Annotated in this window: 16 protein-coding genes; 12 read left to right on the top strand and 4 right to left on the bottom strand. The window is 71.1% G+C overall.

Annotation, left to right across the window (positions count from 1 at the left end; translation table 11 throughout):
- Positions 1 to 228 precede the first annotated feature (228 nt).
- The 9 genes from atpB (at position 229) to MHY49_RS00265 (ending at position 7,827) form a co-directional block, all read left to right on the top strand.
- A complete protein-coding gene (gene atpB, locus MHY49_RS00305; RefSeq protein ID WP_152352682.1) occupies positions 229 to 1,065 on the top strand; it encodes a F0F1 ATP synthase subunit A in 837 nt (278 codons plus the stop codon).
- A 65-nt stretch (positions 1,066 to 1,130) separates the two neighbouring features.
- On the top strand, positions 1,131 to 1,364 hold the full coding sequence (gene atpE, locus MHY49_RS00300; protein WP_200500985.1) for an ATP synthase F0 subunit C: 234 nt from the start codon (positions 1,131 to 1,133) through the stop codon (positions 1,362 to 1,364).
- 11 nt (positions 1,365 to 1,375) lie between these two features.
- On the top strand, positions 1,376 to 1,924 hold the full coding sequence (locus MHY49_RS00295; protein WP_200500984.1) for a F0F1 ATP synthase subunit B: 549 nt from the start codon (positions 1,376 to 1,378) through the stop codon (positions 1,922 to 1,924).
- Between the two features lie 9 nt (positions 1,925 to 1,933).
- Complete coding sequence (locus MHY49_RS00290) at positions 1,934 to 2,749, top strand: F0F1 ATP synthase subunit delta (RefSeq protein WP_239201533.1); 816 nt, start codon at positions 1,934 to 1,936, stop codon at positions 2,747 to 2,749.
- A gap of 111 nt (positions 2,750 to 2,860) precedes the next feature.
- Entirely contained in the window at positions 2,861 to 4,486 is a 1,626-nt protein-coding gene (gene atpA, locus MHY49_RS00285) for a F0F1 ATP synthase subunit alpha (RefSeq protein ID WP_239201532.1), read from the top strand.
- 86 nt (positions 4,487 to 4,572) lie between these two features.
- The gene (locus MHY49_RS00280) at positions 4,573 to 5,487 is read left to right on the top strand and encodes a F0F1 ATP synthase subunit gamma (protein WP_228358188.1); all 915 of its coding nucleotides are present in this window, start codon (positions 4,573 to 4,575) and stop codon (positions 5,485 to 5,487) included.
- A gap of 49 nt (positions 5,488 to 5,536) precedes the next feature.
- Positions 5,537 to 7,012, top strand: a complete 1,476-nt coding sequence (gene atpD / locus MHY49_RS00275; protein ID WP_239201529.1) for a F0F1 ATP synthase subunit beta — start codon at positions 5,537 to 5,539, stop codon at positions 7,010 to 7,012.
- Positions 7,009 to 7,281 carry a F0F1 ATP synthase subunit epsilon gene (locus tag MHY49_RS00270; RefSeq protein WP_200500979.1) on the top strand — a complete coding sequence of 91 codons (273 nt, stop codon included), beginning with the start codon at positions 7,009 to 7,011 and terminating at the stop codon, positions 7,279 to 7,281. Before atpD ends, MHY49_RS00270 begins: the two co-directional genes overlap by 4 nt.
- Positions 7,282 to 7,296: 15 nt before the next feature.
- On the top strand, positions 7,297 to 7,827 hold the full coding sequence (locus tag MHY49_RS00265; protein WP_239201526.1) for a DUF2550 family protein: 531 nt from the start codon (positions 7,297 to 7,299) through the stop codon (positions 7,825 to 7,827).
- Positions 7,828 to 7,861: 34 nt separating this feature from the next.
- Here MHY49_RS00265 and MHY49_RS00260 read toward each other — a convergent pair whose 3' ends face one another.
- Entirely contained in the window at positions 7,862 to 9,115 is a 1,254-nt protein-coding gene (locus tag MHY49_RS00260; RefSeq protein WP_239201521.1) for an N-acetylglucosamine-6-phosphate deacetylase, read from the bottom strand.
- 46 nt (positions 9,116 to 9,161) lie between these two features.
- On the bottom strand, positions 9,162 to 9,896 hold the full coding sequence (nucS, locus tag MHY49_RS00255) for an endonuclease NucS (RefSeq protein ID WP_239201519.1): 735 nt from the start codon (positions 9,894 to 9,896) through the stop codon (positions 9,162 to 9,164).
- A 212-nt stretch (positions 9,897 to 10,108) separates the two neighbouring features.
- On the opposite strand from nucS, the gene MHY49_RS00250 reads away from it, so the two are divergent.
- The 3 genes from MHY49_RS00250 (at position 10,109) to MHY49_RS00240 (ending at position 13,577) form a co-directional block, all read left to right on the top strand.
- Positions 10,109 to 11,518 (top strand): hypothetical protein, encoded by a 1,410-nt coding sequence (locus MHY49_RS00250; RefSeq protein ID WP_239201517.1) that lies wholly within the window; start codon positions 10,109 to 10,111, stop codon positions 11,516 to 11,518.
- Entirely contained in the window at positions 11,515 to 12,582 is a 1,068-nt protein-coding gene (locus MHY49_RS00245; protein ID WP_239201513.1) for a twin-arginine translocation signal domain-containing protein, read from the top strand. Before MHY49_RS00250 ends, MHY49_RS00245 begins: the two co-directional genes overlap by 4 nt.
- 74 nt (positions 12,583 to 12,656) lie before the next feature.
- Positions 12,657 to 13,577 (top strand): co-chaperone YbbN, encoded by a 921-nt coding sequence (locus MHY49_RS00240; protein WP_239201510.1) that lies wholly within the window; start codon positions 12,657 to 12,659, stop codon positions 13,575 to 13,577.
- Positions 13,578 to 13,637: 60 nt separating this feature from the next.
- Here MHY49_RS00240 and glgB read toward each other — a convergent pair whose 3' ends face one another.
- Together glgB and MHY49_RS00230 are read right to left on the bottom strand one after the other, a co-directional pair.
- Positions 13,638 to 15,857 carry a 1,4-alpha-glucan branching protein GlgB gene (gene glgB / locus MHY49_RS00235; protein ID WP_239201509.1) on the bottom strand — a complete coding sequence of 740 codons (2,220 nt, stop codon included), beginning with the start codon at positions 15,855 to 15,857 and terminating at the stop codon, positions 13,638 to 13,640.
- 5 nt (positions 15,858 to 15,862) lie between these two features.
- Positions 15,863 to 17,908, bottom strand: a complete 2,046-nt coding sequence (locus MHY49_RS00230) for an alpha-1,4-glucan--maltose-1-phosphate maltosyltransferase (protein WP_239201508.1) — start codon at positions 17,906 to 17,908, stop codon at positions 15,863 to 15,865.
- Between the last annotated feature and the right edge of the window lie 20 nt (positions 17,909 to 17,928).

The following is a 17,928-nucleotide window of genomic DNA, read 5'->3' as shown; positions in this document are numbered from 1 at the left end:
ACTCCACCACACCGCCCCTCCGGGGTGAGCCGTGGGTTCGGCGGGTCCCGGATCGTTCCGACGCCGCCTCCCCGACCTCGGCTCGTCCGCGGCCCGGCGGCACCGTCTCGCGGCATCCCCGACCCCGGTGGGGGATCAGAGGACATGCACGACCATCCAGACTGCTGACGCCAGCGACGGCCGAGGCCCCAGGGCCTCGTCACCCGTCCGCCGGAATCGGCGGGGCGGATGCCGACACGACGACCACGGGAGATCGCGCTGAACACCGCCGACGCCACTCCGAACCTCCTCGCCGAGGGCTTCGAGTTCCACACGCCGAGCATCTCCGAGTTCTTCCCGGACGCCATCCTCTTCGGCGGCACGTGGTTCGAGTTCAACCGCGTCCAGCTCGTGCGGCTCATCATCCTCGTCGTCGTGCTCACGGTGATGGCGGTCATCGCCTCCCGTGCCAAGCTCGTCCCCGGCCGCGCGCAGAGCATCGTCGAGATGATCATCGAGTTCGTCGACCACTCGATCATCGAGAACACCCTGGGCATGCGCGAGGGCAAGAAGTACGCCCCCATGCTCGTGACGATGTTCTTCTTCATCCTCACGATGAACCTCGCGGGCGTGATCCCCGGGCTGAACCTCGCCGGCACCTCGGTGATCGGCCTGCCGCTGCTCGCGGCGCTGTGGACGTTCATCGTCTACATCTCCTTCGGCATCAAGAAGCACGGCCTGGGCGGCTACCTCAAGCACGAGACGATGCCCCCCGGCGTGCCGAAGCCGATCTACATCCTGCTGATCCCGATCGAGTTCCTCCAGCTCGCCGTGATCCGCTGGGCCTCGCTGACGATCCGACTGCTCGCCAACATGGTCGCCGGGCACATCATGCTCGTGGTCTTCATCGGGCTGACCCAGGGCCTGCTGTTCTCGGGCTCCGCGCTCATCGCCGTCGCGCCCTTCTCCGGGGCCCTCGCGATCGGCATCTACGGCTTCGAGATCTTCGTGGCCGCCCTGCAGGCCTTCATCTTCACCATCCTGACCGCCGTGTACATCAACATGGCGACGTCGGACGAGCACTGACCCGCTCCGTCGTCACCTCCCCAGAACGCGCCGTCCACCCGGTCGGCACAACGAAAGGAAACCCTGTGGACGCCACCACCCTCGCTGCTCTCTCCGGCAACGTCGCGTCGATCGGCTACGGCCTCGCGGCGATCGGCCCCGGCATCGGCATCGGCATCATCGTGGGCAAGACCGCCGAGGCGACCGCCCGCCAGCCCGAGCTGCGCGGCGCCCTGCAGTCGACCATGTTCATCGGTATCGCCTTCACCGAGATCCTGACGCTGCTGGCGATCGTCACCGGCTTCCTCTTCAACAGCTGAGGACCCCCACCATGATTCTTGCCGAAGGCACCTCGGAAGAGGTCGAGGGCTGGAAGATCCTGGTGCCCGAGCCCCAGGAGATCGTCTGGTCGCTGATCTTCCTGGTCATCTTCGCCGTCGTCTTCATCAAGTTCATCCTGCCGCGGCTGAACGCCGTGCTCGATGAGCGCAGCGAGAAGATCGAAGGCGGTCTGAAGAAGGCCGAGGAGGTCCAGCAGCAGGCGGACCAGCTGAAGGACGAGCAGGAGCAGGAGCTCGCGGCGGCGCGCCAGGAGGCCGCCTCCATCCGCGAGAAGGCCCGTGCGGACGGCGCTGCGATCGTCGAGGAGGCCAAGGCGCGCGCCGAGGCCGAGAACGAGCGCATCCTCACCGCCGGCCGTCAGCAGCTCTCGGCCGAGCGCACCACCGCCGCGGCCCAGCTCAAGGGAGAGGTCGGCACGCTCGCGAGCGACCTCGCCTCCAAGATCGTCGGGGAGTCCCTCACCGACGACGAGCGCTCCCGCCGCGTGATCGACCGGTTCCTGGACGACCTCGAGTCGTCCCAGACCGCGACCCGATAAGGACACCAGATGCGAGGAACCTCCTCCACCTCCCTGCGTGAGGTGACCCAGCGGTCCCAGGACCTCCTGCGCGGCGACGACACGTCGCTGGCGCAGGTCGCCGAGGACCTCTTCGGGGCCGCCGACGCGATCGACTCCAGCAACCAGCTGGTGCGGATGCTGAGCGACGGCGGGCGACCCGCCGAGGTCAAGCAGGCCGCGGCGCGCTCGCTCTTCGAGGGGCGCGTCAGCCCCGGAGCGCTCTCCGTGATCCTCGAGATCGTCGGCCGCCGCTGGTCCGAGCAGGAGGACGTCCTGGACGCCCTCGAGCAGCTCGGCGTCGAGGCCCTCCTCGAGCAGGCGGCCCGCGAGGACGTGCTCGAGCAGGTCGAGGAGGAGCTCTTCCAGATCTCCCGCGTGATCGACGAGAGCGGCGAGCTCACGGGCGCCCTGGACGACGCCCGCGAGCAGCCCGAGCAGCGGGCGGGGATCGTCTCGCGGCTGCTCGAGGGCCGCGTGCACCCGCTGACCCTCGCGCTCGCCCGCCGTGCGGTGGGCCGGAGCACGGACGTCAAGCCCGCTCGCCGACTCCTGGGCTTCGCCGAGTTCGCCTCGGCGCGCCGCCGCCGTCTGCTGGCGATCGTGCGCAGCGCGCGACAGCTCACCCCCGAGCAGCAGTCGCGCCTGTCCTCGATCCTGACCCGGATCTACGGCCGCGAGGTCCAGACCAACTTCGAGCTGGACGAGGACGTCGTCGGCGGCCTGCGCGTCCAGGTCGGGGACGACCTCTACGACGCGACAGTCCTCGCGCGCCTGGCCCAGGCGCGCACCCGCCTGGTGGCCTGACGGCCGCGCGGCGAGATCCACCGGAGATCCCTCGGGACCTCCCATCTGACGACCACAGCTGGTACGACCACCGCCCCGCCCGCGGGGCAGAGAAGGAAGCGAAGCACCGCGATGGCTGAGCTCACGATCCGCCCGGAGGACATCCGGAACGCCCTGGACACCGCAGTGTCCACCTACCAGGCCGGCACGCCCGAGCGCGAGGAGATCGGCCGCGTCACCGAGTCGGCCGACGGCATCGCCCGCGTCGAGGGTCTCCCCGGCGTCATGGCCAACGAGCTGGTCCGCTTCGAGGACGGCACTCTCGGTCTGGCGCAGAACCTCGAGCTGCGCGAGGTCGGCGTCGTCGTCCTCGGCGAGTTCTCCGGCATCGAGGAGGGCCAGGAGGTGCGCCGCACCGGCGAGGTGCTCTCCGTGCCCGTCGGCGACGACTTCCTCGGCCGCGTGGTCGACCCCACCGGCGCCCCCATCGACGGCCTCGGCGAGATCGCCAGCACCGAGCGCCGCGCGCTCGAGCTGCAGGCCCCCACGGTCATGCAGCGCAAGAGCGTCAAGGAGCCGATGCAGACCGGCATCAAGGCCATCGACTCGATGACCCCGATCGGCCGCGGCCAGCGCCAGCTCATCATCGGCGACCGCCAGACCGGCAAGACCACCATCGCCCTGGACACGATCCTGAACCAGAAGGCGAACTGGGAGTCCGGCGACCCGAGCCAGCAGGTGCGCTGCATCTACGTGGCCGTGGGCCAGAAGGGCTCGACCATCGCGTCGGTCCGCGCGACCCTCGAGGAGGCCGGCGCCCTCGACTACACGACGATCGTGGCGGCCCCCGCCTCGGATCCCGCGGGCTTCAAGTACATCGCTCCCTACGCGGGCTCGGCCATCGGCCAGCACTGGATGTACGAGGGCAAGCACGTCCTCATCGTCTTCGACGACCTGACCAAGCAGGCCGAGGCCTACCGCGCCGTGTCGCTGCTGCTGCGCCGCCCGCCGGGCCGCGAGGCCTACCCCGGTGACGTGTTCTACCTGCACTCCCGCCTCCTCGAGCGCTGCGCGAAGCTCAGCGACGAGATGGGCGGCGGCTCGATGACCGGCCTGCCGATCATCGAGACCAAGGCCAACGACGTCTCGGCGTACATCCCGACCAACGTCATCTCGATCACCGACGGCCAGGTCTTCCTGCAGTCCGACCTGTTCAACGCCGATCAGCGCCCCGCTGTCGACGTCGGCATCTCGGTCTCCCGCGTCGGCGGCTCCGCCCAGATCAAGGCGATGAAGGGCGTCTCCGGCACGCTGAAGATCTCGCTCGCGCAGTACCGCGACCTCGAGTCCTTCGCGATGTTCGCCTCGGACCTCGACGCGGCCTCCAAGCAGCAGCTGAACCGCGGTGCGCGCCTCATGGAGCTGCTCAAGCAGCCCCAGTCCTCGCCCTACCCGGTCGAGGAGGAGGTCATCTCGATCTGGGGCGGCACCACCGGCAAGTTCGACGACATCGAGGTCGAGGACGTCCGCGAGTTCGAGTCCCTGCTGCTCGAGCACCTGCGCCACAACGGCACGGTGCTCGAGGACATCCGCACCTCGAAGAAGTTCTCCGAGGAGACCGAGCAGCAGGCCACCGAGCTGCTCGAGCAGGTCAAGCGCGACTTCCTGGCGGGCAAGGGCCAGGGCGAGGCCCGCACCGACGTGCACGAGAGCGCGGAGGACGAGGACATCGACCAGGAGCGCATCGTCCGCGGATGATCCGGTGCGTCGCCCGACCGGGGCAGGGGAGACCCTGCAGGGAGGGCGGCGCCGGGACCAGCCGGAGCATCCCGCGAAGGAGAGACATGGGAGCACAGCAGAGGGAGTACAAGAAGCGGATCACCTCCGCTCAGGGCATGAAGAAGATCTTCAAGGCCAAGGAGATGGTCGCGGCCTCGCGCATCGCCAAGGCCCACGCCCGGGTGCTCGCGACCACGCCGTACGCCGAGGCGATCACTCGGGCGATCGGCGCCGTCGCGACCCATTCGACCGACGTCGAGCATCCGTTCCTCGACCAGGAGCGCAGCGAGACCGGCCGCGCCGGCATCCTGCTCATCACGGCCGACCGCGGGATGACGGGCTCGTACTCGCACAACGCGATCCGCGCCGCGGAGGAGCTCGCCAACCACCTGATCGACGAGGGCAAGACGCCCGTGCTGTACATCGTCGGGCGCAAGGGCGAGACCTACTACACGTTCCGCAACCGGCCGCCGGTCACGGCCTGGACCCCGTTCCAGGAGAACGAGATCCCGGCGCTCGGCCACGAGATCGCGCAGCGGCTCACCGGCGACCTTCTCAGCGAGGATCCGGAGGTGCACCTCGACGAGGCGTACCTCGTGGGCACCCGCTTCCTCAGCCGCTTCCGGCAGGTGGCCCGGGCGACCCGCCTGGTCCCGCTCGAGGTCGTCGACGCCGAGGCGGGCGCGGAGGCGCCCTCGTACCCGCTGTACGAGTTCGCGCCCGACGCCGAGACGGTCATGGACGAGCTGATCCCGCGCTACCTCGAGTCGCGCATCGTCAACCTGCTCATGCAGTCGATGGCCTCCGAGCACGCGGCGACGCAGCGCGCGATGAAGACGGCCACGGACAACGCCGAACAGCAGATCCGCAAGTTCACCCGGCTGGCCAACTCGGCGCGCCAGGCGGAGATCACCCAGGAGATCTCGGAGATCGTCGGCGGCGCCGACGCGCTCTCGGGATCCGGTCGCACCGAACGCTGAGCCGCCGCGAGCGCTCCGCGCGCCGGCCTGACCCATTGGAGAGAAACGTATGAGCACCCCAGTCACCACCGACGCCCCGGCTGCCTCCGCGCAGCAGGGCACCGGCCGCATCGCCCGTGTCACGGGCGCGGTCGTCGACATCGAGTTCCCCCCGGGCAACATCCCCGATCTCTACAACGCTCTGACCACGGAGATCAGCGCCGAGGGCGCGGGCCTCGAGCCCTCCGTCCTCACGCTCGAGACGGCCCAGCACCTCGGCGACGGCATGGTCCGCGCGATCGCGCTCAAGCCGACGGACGGCCTCGTGCGCGGCCAGTCCGTGACCGACACCGGCGCCCCGATCTCCGTGCCGGTCGGCGACGTCACCCTCGGCACCGTCTTCGACGTGGTCGGCAACCCGCTGAACATCGAGGAGGGCCAGACCTTCGAGGTCTCCGAGCGCTGGCCCATCCACCGCACGGCCCCCAGCTTCGACCAGCTCGAGTCCAAGACCGAGATGTTCGAGACCGGCATCAAGTCGATCGACCTCCTCACCCCGTACGTGCAGGGCGGCAAGATCGGCCTGTTCGGCGGCGCGGGCGTCGGCAAGACCGTCCTCATCCAGGAGATGATCTACCGCGTGGCCAACAACCACGACGGCGTCTCCGTGTTCGCCGGCGTGGGCGAGCGCACCCGAGAGGGCTGGGACCTCATCGAGGAGATGACCGAGTCCGGCGTCATCGAGAAGACCGCCCTGGTCTTCGGACAGATGGACGAGCCGCCGGGCACGCGTCTGCGCGTGGCCCTCTCGGCGCTGACCATGGCGGAGTACTTCCGCGATGTGCAGAGCCAGGACGTGCTGCTGTTCATCGACAACATCTTCCGCTTCACGCAGGCGGGCTCCGAGGTCTCCACGCTGCTGGGCCGCATGCCCTCGGCCGTGGGCTACCAGCCGAACCTGGCCGACGAGATGGGGCAGCTCCAGGAGCGCATCACCTCGACCCGCGGCCACTCGATCACCTCGATGCAGGCGATCTACGTCCCGGCCGATGACTACACCGACCCGGCCCCGGCGACGACCTTCGCCCACCTGGACGCGACCACCGAGCTCTCCCGCGAGATCGCCTCGCGCGGTCTGTACCCGGCGATCGACCCGCTGACCTCGACCTCGCGCATCCTCGACCCGCGCTATGTGGGCCAGGAGCACTACGACGTCGCCAACCGCGTGAAGCAGATCCTCCAGCGCAACAAGGAGCTGCAGGACATCATCGCGATGCTCGGCGTCGACGAGCTGTCCGAGGAGGACAAGGTCATCGTCGGCCGCGCCCGCCGCATCCAGCAGTTCCTCTCGCAGAACACGCACCTGGCCAAGCAGTTCACCGGTGTGGACGGCTCGGACGTGCCGCTCAAGGACACCATCGAGTCCTTCAAGGGCATCTGCGACGGCGAGTTCGACCACATTCCCGAGCAGGCGTTCTTCAACGTCGGCGGGATCGACATGGTCATGGAGAACTGGCACAAGATCCAGAAGGAGCTCGGAGAGTGAGCACCCTCGAGGTCACCTTCGTCTCCGCGGACCGGACGGTCTGGAGCGGCTCCGCCGCCCAGGTCGTGGTCCCCGCCGCCGACGGCTCGATGGGCATCCTGCCGCGCATGCAGCCCACGCTCGCGATCCTCGAGCGCGGCGCGGTGCGGATCATCGGCGAGGACGGTGAGGTCACCGAGCGAGCGGTCGACGGGGGCTTCGTCTCCATGGATCGCGACGTGGTGACGATCGCCGTCGATCATGCCGATCGCGCCACGGCCGCCCGCTGAGGCGAACGCGCACCGATGATGCACGTCAACGTCCCGATCACCCTCGTGGTGATCGGGACGTTGGTCGTTCTGCTGGCGCTCGCTGTGCTGGTCCGCTCCGTGGTGATCGCGCGCCGCGGCGGCGCGCTCGACTGCTTCCTGTGGCGCCCCCGGGCCCGAGGAGGACGCGGCGCCTGGCGCGGTGGGCGCCTGCGCTTCAGCTCCCAGGGTCTGCTCTGGCACCGCACCGATGCTCTGCTCCCGGGCGGTGAAGTTCTGCTGCGCCGCAGCGAGATCCTCGACGTCCAGCGGCAGAACGTCGTCGGTCGTCGGGGAGCGGGCGACGGTGCGGGTGATGCCGGCGTGGCGAGTGGCGCCGGCGCGGTGACTGACGCCGGCGGGACGAGCGGCCCCGGAGGGACGCGCATCGTCCTGGACACCGAGATCGAGTTCGTCCGCCGGGAGGGCGAGCCGCTGTGGCTCATGCTGCCCTTCACGACCTCCTCGGCCGTCATCGCCTGGTACGAGGCGGCGCCGACGGGCGCGGTGCGCGGGGACGCCGACTGAGCAGTGCGCGAGGTGCCCGCCGGGTGCTGCGAGCTCAGTCCGCCTGGGCGGTGCCGACGAGCTCGCCCCGACGGATGACCTGCACGGGACGCAGCTCGGAGTCGACCAGCAGCACGTCGGCCGCGAGGCCCTCGCGCAGCGCGCCGATCTCGTCCTCGCGTCCGAGGACGCGCGCCGGGACCGCGGTGGCCGCGCGCACGGCGACGGCGAGATCCACGCCGGCCTCGCGCACGGCGAAGCGCACGACGTCGATGAGATGCGCGGTCCCTCCCGCGATCGAGCCGCCGTCGGAGAGGGTCGCGACGCCGTCCTGCACGTCCACGTCCAGCGCGCCGAGGCGGTAGCTGCCGTCCGCCATGCCCGCGGCGGCCATGGCATCGGTGATGAGCACGACGCAGCCGTCGGCCGCGAGGGAGAAGACGTGGGCGACGGTCTCCGCGGCGAGGTGGACCCCGTCCGCGATGACCTCGACGACGATGTCCCCGCGGCCGGCCGCGTCGAGCGCGGCGAGAGCCGGGCCCGGATCGCGGTGGTGGATGGGCCGCATGCCGTTGAACAGGTGCGTCGCGGTGGGCAGCGCGGAGCGGCCGTGATGACGGCGCAGGGCATCGCGGGAGCCGATGATCGCCGCGTCCATCTGGGCGCTGTCGCAGTCGGTGTGGCCGAGCGAGGGGACGGCGCCGCCGGCGGCGAGGGCGTCGATGACCGCGGTGGCCGACGCCGTCTCCGGGGCCATGGTCATCGTCGCGACCGCGCCGCGGCCCGCCGCGCACAGCTCGCCGACGAGAGCGGCGTCGCCGCCGGTGATGTGGGCGGGGTTCTGGGCGCCCTTGCGCGCCTCGGAGATGAAGGGACCCTCGAGATGGATCGCCTCGACCTCGCCGTCCTCGACGAGCCCGGCGAGCATGCCCACGCGCCGGCCGAGCTCCTCGGCCGAGGCGGTCACGAGCGAGGCGACGAGGGACGTGGTGCCGTGGCGACGGTGCTCGCGCACGGCGACCATCGCCTCCTGGGCGTCGGCGCAGTCGGGGAAGGAGGCGCCGCCGCCGCCGTGGCAGTGCAGGTCCACGAGACCGGGGAGGATCAGCCCCGGATGCTCGAGAGTCCGCTCGGCCCGGTGCGCCGGCGCCTGCTCCTCGGGCCCCGCCCACAGGATGCGGTCGCCCCCGAGGAGCAGCAGCGCACCCGGGAGCACGCCCCGAGCGAGCACGGCCGTGCCGCGGACGGCGAGATCGGCATGCAGGGTCTCTGCGTGCTGCGGATCGACGGGGACGTCGGTGGAGGGCATCGATGCTCCTGGTGCGTGCGGTGACGGGATGCGTGCGGGAACGGAGTCAGAAGAGGCGGCTCTCGGCGTCGTCGATGCCGCGCAGGGCGTCGTAGTCCAGCGTCACGCAGTCGATGCCGCGGTCGTGGGCGAGCACCTTGGCCTGGGGCTTGATGGCCTGGGCGGCGAACATGCCGCGCACCGGCGCGAGCAGCGGGTCGCGGTTGAGCAGGTCGAGATAGCGGGTGAGCTGCTCGACGCCGTCGATCTCGCCGCGCCGCTTGATCTCGATGGCGACGGTGGCGCCGTCGGCGTCGCGGGCCAGGATGTCGACCGGTCCGATGGCCGTCGGGTACTCGCGGCGCACGAGCGACCAGTCCGTCCCGAGGGTCTCGATGTTCTGGGCGAGCAGCGCCTGCAGATGCGCCTCGACGCCGTCCTTCTGCAGGCCCGGGTCGATGCCGAGCTCGACGCTCGTGTCCTCGAGGATCTCGTGCAGGCGCACGCGCAGGCGGTCACCGGTCTTCGCATGGACGACGTCCCACTGCTGCACCCAGTCCTCCTCGGGGAGGGGAGCGGGGTCGTCGGTCGGGTCGTCGGCCGTGCCCTCGACGTCGGCCCGGTCCACGACCTTCAGCTGGCAGGGTGGGCTCATCCAGTTCAGCGGCTTGTAGCTGCCGCCGTCGGAATGGACGAGCACGCTGCCGTCGGCCTTGACGATGAGCAGACGGGTGGCCAGGGGCAGATGGGCGGTGAGCCGACCGGTGTAGTCGACCGAGCACTGAGCAACGACGAGACGCACCCGGCCAGGGTACGGCAGGACGGCCGCCCCCTGGGCCGCACGCCGCCGTGTGCCCGCCCGCGCACGGGCGAGGCGAGGCATGCGCCACGCGTGCGGCCTCTCACGCTCGCGCGCGAAGGGGATGTGCTCGTCGTTCGATTCTCGTATCGTGGCAGGGATTCGGTGCGAACGAGGAGATCGTCATCATCTACAAGATCATTGCAGCCGTCCTGGTGGTGCTGGGACTGGTGGGGCTCCTCATCGGGCGCCTGGGGGAGACCACGTGGGCTCCCGAGACCGAGCGCACCGCGACCGTGGACCTGTCCGACCCCGGCCCGGCCGTCGTCATCGACCCGGGCGTGCTGTACGTGGGCGGCACCCAGGGGGACGTGAAGATCACCGCGGACTCCGACGTCTCCGTGATCACGGCCTCCAACGACGACATCGACGCGTACCTCGACGGCGTGAAGCACACGCAGGTCACGGGGCTGAGCGACTGGAGCACGCTGAAGACTGAGACGGTCGACGGCGATGACGACTCGATCTCCGATCCCACGTCCTCCGACCTGTGGCGCAGCGTCAAGACCTCGAAGAGCCCGACGACGATCGACATCGCCGACTTCTACGCCGAGGAGACCTCGACGGATCCGCAGCCCTACCGCGCGATCCTGCTCGTCACCGACGGCAGCAAGCCCGGCGCCGACAGCATCTCGATCACCTGGCCCGTCGACGAGAAGAACGAGTGGGTCCCCTTCGCGTACGCGGCGGGCGCGACCCTCATCATCGTGGGCCTCGTGATGCTCGTGGTCTCCTTCGGCTCCTCGCGCCGCGAGCGCGAGCGTGTGGGTGCCGGGGATGACTCCGAGGAGCTCGGGGCGGACGACGCTCCCGCACCGGATCTCGAGCCCGCATCGGATCTCGAGCCCGCATCGGCATCCGCGTCCGCACTTGCTTCGTCCTCTGCGGGCGCGGCACATCTCGCCGGCGACGCCGACGAGACCCGCGAGGACGACGGGCCCCACGCAGCCGACGAGACTCTCGCAACCGACGAGGCACCCGCAGCCGACGAGGCCCCGACGCACGAGCACGAGAGCGTCGACGCCTGGCAGCTCGGCGAGCAGCAGGCGCAGGCGCAGGCCGCACCGTCGGCCGAGCCCCCGACGGACGCGCTCGATCGGGTCGACGAGGAGCACGGCGCCGCCGATGCGGACCCGGCCGAGCAGGAGCCCGTCGGCGCAGGAGCACACGCGGCCGACGAGCCCGCGACCACCGAGCTCGAACCCGACGAGCCCGCGACCACCGAGCTCGAACCCGACGAGCCCGCGACCGACGAGCCCGCGACGGAGCAGCTGTCCGCGCAGGGCGAGCGGCGCCCCGTGACCGCGCCGATCCCCGTCGGCGGTGCCGACGGAACGGGCGCCGGCCATGACGACGCCGAGGGATCCGAGGAGCCCACGGAGGTCATCGACCGGATCGAGGAGCCGATCGCGGGACCGGGCGAGGACGCGTCGGCCGCTCTGCCGCGGCGCTCGCACCGCCACCGCGCCGCGACCCCGGAGCCGGAGCACGGCGAGGGATCCCAGGACGACGCACAGCACGCGGGGCCCGAGCACGGGTCCGACACCGAGGAGGAGCAGCGATGAGCGCGTGGAACAGGCGCGGGTTCCTGGGCGGCATCGGCGTGCTCGCCGTCGGCGGTCTGCTGGCGGCCTGCGGATCCGATGACTCGACCCCGCCCGCGGTGCCCACGGGCCCCGAGGCCGAGGGGCCGACCCCCGCGGTGACCAGTGATCAGATGGCCGCCTACCTCAAGGCGGTCCACTCCGCAGTGGAGAAGGCGGACGACGACCTCGACGCGAAGGCCCTCGCGCCGCGCGTGATCGGCTCGGCCGCCTCCTTCCGCAAGGACACCTACTCGATCCTCACCAAGAACAAGGACTGGATCGCGAAGAACGCCGAGGACTTCCGCACCAGTGCCCTCGATCGGCCCGGCGAGAAGGCCGTCGTCCCGATCACCTCGACCACCTCGGACTTCCCGCGCACCGCGATCGCGCTCGTCGAGGCCGACGGTGACGACGACGCCGCCCCGTACTTCATGATCCTGCAGCAGAAGGACGCGCACTCCCCGTACGCGACCTGGGGCTGGGCACAGCAGGCCGTGGGCGTGGACATGCCGACCGTGCCCTCGGCGAAGGTGGGCAGCGAGGCGGTCGACGGCAAGGCCGACGACCTGCTGATGACCCCTGCCGACGCCATGACCCTCTACTCCGAGGTGCTCGCCTGGGGCGGCGGCAAGGACTCCGAGAAGCAGCTCGCGAGCGATCCCTTCACCACCCGGACCCACAAGGACATCCAGGAGGAGCGCAAGCAGCTCAACAAGGGCGTCGAGAAGGACGAGGTGGGCACGATCCGCGAGATCTACACGCCCGTGAAGGACGAGATCGCCGGCCTGCGCACGGAGGACGGCGGCGCGATCGTGCTGGGCACCATGACCTCGAAGCGCACCCTGAAGGTCACCGACGGCTCGAAGGTCAGCTACGGCGAGGACAACATCTTCACCACGATCATCGGCAGCCGCACCTTCACCAAGGAGTACGTGCGCGAGTACGGCACGACCGTCGCCCTCTACATCCCGCCGAAGGGCTCCGACGCGAAGGTCCAGCCCATCGGGGCGACGCGCGCCGTGATCGGAGCCAGCGGCGAGTGACCGGCCGGGTCGACCGGCCCGGGCGACCCCGCCCCTGAGATTCCCAGCAGTCCCGCAACGCGAAGGAGCATCCCATGACCGATCCCTACGGCGTCATCGACCTCGCATCGCTCAAGAAGCCCGAGGGCTCCGAGAACGCGGGGCCCGTCGGCGAGCACGAGGTGTCCGTCGACGAGGCGAACCTCGAGCAGATGATCCAGGACTCCGCGCGGGTCGCGACGCTCCTGCTCGTCACGAGCTCGCGCGTCCCGGGCATCGACGAGCTGCTGGGCGCGCTGCGCTCGGGCGTCGACGCGAAGGGCGGAGCGCTGCGTCTCGCCGTCGTCGACGCGGACACCCAGCCCCGCGTGGCGGGCGCCCTGCGCGTGCAGCAGCTGCCCACCCTCATGCTGCTCCTGCAGGGGCAGCTCCAGCCGATCGCCGAGTCCATGGTCCCCGCCGACCAGATCCCCGGGCTGCTCGACCAGATCGTGCAGGTCGCCCAGCAGACCGGTCTCGACGTCAGCGGTGCGGCCGACGGGCAGGGGGCCGACGGCTCCGGCGCGGAGGACGCGGACGGCGCTGGCCCCGCGCAGCCCGAGCTGCCGCCCCTCCTGCAGACCGCCTACGACGCGATCGAGGCGGGCGACCTCCCCGGCGCGCAGACCGCCTTCGAGGAGCACCTGAACCAGAACCCGGCCGACGCCGAGGCCAAGGCGGGCCTGGCGACCGTGCATCTCATGGACCGCACCCGGGACGCCCAGCTGGACGCCGCCCGCAAGGCCGCGGCCGACGCACCGCAGGACCTCGACGCGCAGCTGCTCGTCGCCGACCTCGACATGCTCGGCGGCCACGTCGACGATGCCTTCGGCCGCCTGCTCGACCTGCTGCGCGGCGCCGACCAGGACACCAAGGACCGCGTGCGCGCGCGCCTGCTCGACCTCTTCGAGGTCGCCGGACCCGAGGATCCGCGCGTCGCCCCCGCCCGCAAGCGACTGGCGAACCTGCTCTTCTGACCTGCGCCGGCCGGGCCGGGCGGGTCACCCCGCGCCGCGCCCGGCGCAGGTGGCGCCCGGTCAGCCGCGGCCGTCGGGGCGGAGCACCAGGGCCCCGAGCGGCGGCACCGAGAGGCGCACGGAGTGGGGGCGCCCGCCGGCGGGGACCTGCTCGACGTCCACGCGGCCCAGGTTCCCGACCCCGCTGCCGCCGTACACCGGGGCGTCGGAGTTCAGGACCTCGCTCCACGAGCCGCCCGAGGGCATGGGGATGCGGTGCTCGTGCCAGGGCTCGGGCGAGAAGTTCAGGACCACTACGAGCTCGCGGCCGGCGCGGTCGCGGCGCAGGAACGCGATGGTGTCGTGCGAGGCGTCGTCGGCCAGCAGCCACTCGAAGCCGTCGGGGTCCTGGTCGAGCTCGGAGAGCGCCGGGTGCTCGCGCAGCAGGGCGTTGAGGTCCCTGACGAAGCGCTGGATGCCCTGGTGCTGGTCGAACTCGAGCAGCCACCAGTCCAGGCCCGTCGACTCGTTCCACTCCGAGGACTGCCCGAACTCGCTGCCCATGAACAGCAGCTGCTTGCCCGGATGGGTCCACTGCAGGGCGAGGTAGGCGCGCAGCGTCGCGGCCTGCTGCCAGTCGTCGCCCGGCGCCTTGCGCAGCAGGGGCTTCTTTCCGTGGACGACCTCGTCGTGGGAGATCGGCAGCACGAAGTTCTCCGAGTACTGGTAGACCATCGAGAACGTCAGCTCGCCATGGTGGTACTGGCGGTTGATCGGGTCCTCGCCGATGTACTGGAGGGTGTCGTGCATCCACCCCATGTTCCATTTGAAGCCGAAGCCCAGGCCGCCCGCGTCCGTGGGACGGGTGACGCCGGGGAAGGACGTGGACTCCTCGGCGATCATGACGACGCCGGGCGCGCGCTTGTAGGCGGTGGCGTTCGCCTCCTGGAGGAAGGCGATGGACTCGAGGTCCTCCCGGCCGCCCTCGCGGTTGGGCACCCATTCGCCGTCGTCCCGGGAGTAGTCGAGGTAGAGCATCGAGGCGACGGCGTCCACGCGCAGGCCGTCGACGTGGAACTCCTCGAGCCAATAGCAGGCGTTGGCGACCAGGAAGTTGCGCACCTCGCTGCGGCCGGTGTCGAAGATCAGCGTGCCCCAGTCGGGGTGCTCGCCGCGGCGGGGGTCCGCGTGCTCGTACAGCGGGGTGCCGTCGAAGCGCGCGAGCGCCCACTCGTCCTTCGGGAAGTGGGCGGGCACCCAGTCCATGATCACGCCGATGCCGGCGGCGTGCAGGGCGTCGATCAGCGCCCGCAGGTCGTCGGGCGTTCCCCAGCGCGAGGTCGGCGCGTAGTAGCCGGTGACCTGGTAGCCCCAGGAGCCGCCGAAGGGATGCTCTGCCACGGGCATGAACTCGACGTGCGTGAAGCCCATGGCCTGCACGTACTCGACGAGCTCGGTGGCGAGCTCGCGGTAGCCGAGCCCCGGCTTCCAGCTGCCCAGGTGGACCTCGTAGACCGACATCGGGCCGGCGAGCGCGTCGTGCTGGGCGCGCGCGGCGAGCCAGGCGTCGTCGGACCACTCGTAGTCGCTCGTGGTGACGATCGAGCCGGTCGCCGGCGGGACCTCGGCGCGCCGCGCCATCGGGTCGGCCTTGTCGCGCCACTGCGAGGTCGCATCCAGGATGCGGAATTTGTACACCGCCCCGTCGCCGACCCCGGGCACGAAGATCTCCCACACCCCCGCGGATCCCAGGGAGCGCAGGGCGTGCCCGCGGCCGTCCCAGCCGTTGAAGTCGCCGACGACCTGGACGGCCCGGGCGTTCGGCGCCCAGACGGCGAAGGAGGTGCCGGGCACGCCGTCGACCTCGCGCACGTGCGCGCCGAGCACCTGCCACAGCTCCTCGTGGCGCCCCTCGCGGATGAGGTGGAGGTCGAGCTCGCCGAGCGTGGGGAGGAAGCGGTAGGGCTCCTCGAGCTCGACGCTCCCGCCCTCGGGCGCCCACTGCACGCGGATGCGGTACGCATCCAGGTGCGCGCGGGGGACCGCGACCACCCAGATGCCGTCGTACTCGTGGCGCATGGGGTGCACGGTGCCGTCGGGCAGGACGAGGGAGACCTCGTGCGCGAGGGGCTTGAGCGTGCGCACGGTGACGCCGCCGTCGTAGGAGTGCACGCCCAGCACCGAGTGCGGGTCGTGGTAGCTGCCGGTCGCCGCCGACCCCAGCTCGTGGGTGCCCACGGGCATCACGCGCGGGGCCGGCGTGCCGCCGGTGGACGCGGTGTTCGACATGTTCTCGTCCATGGTGCTCACTCCTCGCTGCGGACCACGCGCAGCACGTGCGCGGGGCGGTCGGTGGGCGAGAGGATCACGAAGGGGCTCTCGTCCCATGTGAAGCGCTCGCCGGTCAGCAGGTCCTCGACCTCGAAGCTCCCCTCGACGTCGAGGGCCCCGGTGTCCAGGTGGATGGTGGAGCCCGTGCCCTGGTCGTACCGGGTCAGGGACACCACGATGACGGTGTCGGCGCGGCCGGAGTCGGTCTGCGAGCCCGGCAGGTGCTTGGAGAAGACGACCACCTGGGGGTCGTCGGCCTCGTGGAAGACGATCTCGGTGAGGGTCTGCAGCGCGGGGTGCTCGCGCCGGATGAGGTTGAGCTGCGTGAGCAGGGGCTCGAGGCTCTGGCCGCGCTGCAGCGCGCCCGCGAAGTCGCGGGGCCGGTACTCGTACTTCTCGTTGTCGATCTGCTCCTCGGCGCCGGGGCGCGGCACGTCCTCGACGAGCTCGTACCCCGAGTAGACGCCCCAGGTGGGCACGAGGGTCGCGGCGAGGATCGCGCGCAGCCGGAACGCGGGGCGGCCGCCCTGGGACATGAAGGGCGTGAGGATGTCGTGGGTCGTCGGCCAGAAGCTCGGCGTCATGTACGGCGCCGAGTCCACGAGCTCGAGCAGGTACTCCTCGAGCTCCTCCGGGGTGTGGCGCCACGTGAAGTACGTGTAGGACTGGTGGAATCCGACCTTTCCGAGCGTGTGCATCATCGTGGGCCGGGTGAATGCCTCGGCGAGGAAGATGACCTCGGGATGCTTCTCGTCGAACTCGGCGAGCAGCTCCTGCCAGAAGCGCACGGGCTTGGTGTGCGGGTTGTCGATGCGGAACAGCGTGACCCCGCGCTCGACCCAGCCCTCGAGGACGTCGCGGATCGCCGCGTAGAGCCCCTCGTAGTCGGTGTCGAAGCTCAGCGGGTAGATGTCCTGGTACTTCTTGGGCGGGTTCTCCGCATAGGCGATGGTGCCGTCGGGCCGCACCACGAACCATTCGGGATGCTCCCGCACCCACGGGTGGTCGGGGGAGCACTGTAGCGCCACGTCGAGGGCGACCTCGAGACCGAGCTCGTGGGCACGGCCCACGAACGCCTCGAAGTCCTCCATGGTGCCCAGGTCGGGGTGGATCGCGTCGTGCCCGCCCTCGGCCCCGCCGATCGCGTAGGGCGAACCTGGGTCGCCGGGCCGGGTCTCCAGCGTGTTGTTGCGGCCCTTGCGGAAGGTCTCGCCGATCGGGTGGATCGGGGTCAGGTAGGCGACGTCGAAGCCCATCGCGGCCACCCGGTCCAGCTCCCCGGCCGCGCTGCGCAGGGTGCCGCTCCTCCAGCCGCCCTCCTCGGCGCTGAAGCGCGCGCCGATCGAGCGGGGGAAGAACTCGTACCAGGAGCCGAACAGCGCGAGGCGCCGGTGGACGACGAGCTCGTGCGGCCCGTCGGGCGTGACGCCCTCGCGCAGCGGCCGCGCGGCGAGGATCGCCCGCAGGTCGGCGGCGAGCGCCGGGGCGACCCGGGCCGACGGGGAGAGGGAATGGTTGCGCAGGGCGTCGATCGCGGCGCGGACGACGGGCCCGTCGGAGGCGGGGCGCTCGTCGTCCTCGATCTCGGCGAGCACGCGGCCCAGCACCTCGGCGCCCTCGGCGATGACGAGGTCGACGTCGATCTCGGCGGGGATCTTCACCTCGGCGACGTGCGCCCACGTCGCGTAGACGTCGCCGAAGGCCTCGATCGTGAACTGCCAGTGCCCGGTCGCGCGGGGGCGGATGCGGGTCTCCCAGAGGTCGAGCCCGGGGTTCGTGCTGACCAGGGACTGCCGGGTCTCGTTCCCCTCAGGGTCGCGGAGGACCACCTGCACGCCCATCGCGTCGTGCCCCTCGCGGAAGGCGTTCGCGGTGATGCAGACGCTCTCGCCCTCGGCGCACGAGGCGGGGAAGCGGCCCGCGTCCACCACGGGCCCGGCGGCCATCACCGGGATCCGGCCGATGCCCGCGTCGAGGCCCGTCGGCTGCGAGGCGGCGGAGGACGGGGGGAGGGAAGCCATGGACGCTCCTGATCGCTCGG

The organism is Brachybacterium sp. ACRRE (assembly GCF_022346485.1).
GTDB classification, from domain to species: domain Bacteria; phylum Actinomycetota; class Actinomycetes; order Actinomycetales; family Dermabacteraceae; genus Brachybacterium; species Brachybacterium halotolerans.
The sequence above is the reverse complement of the archived record's forward strand: the minus strand, read 5'-3'. Positions and strand labels throughout refer to the sequence as shown.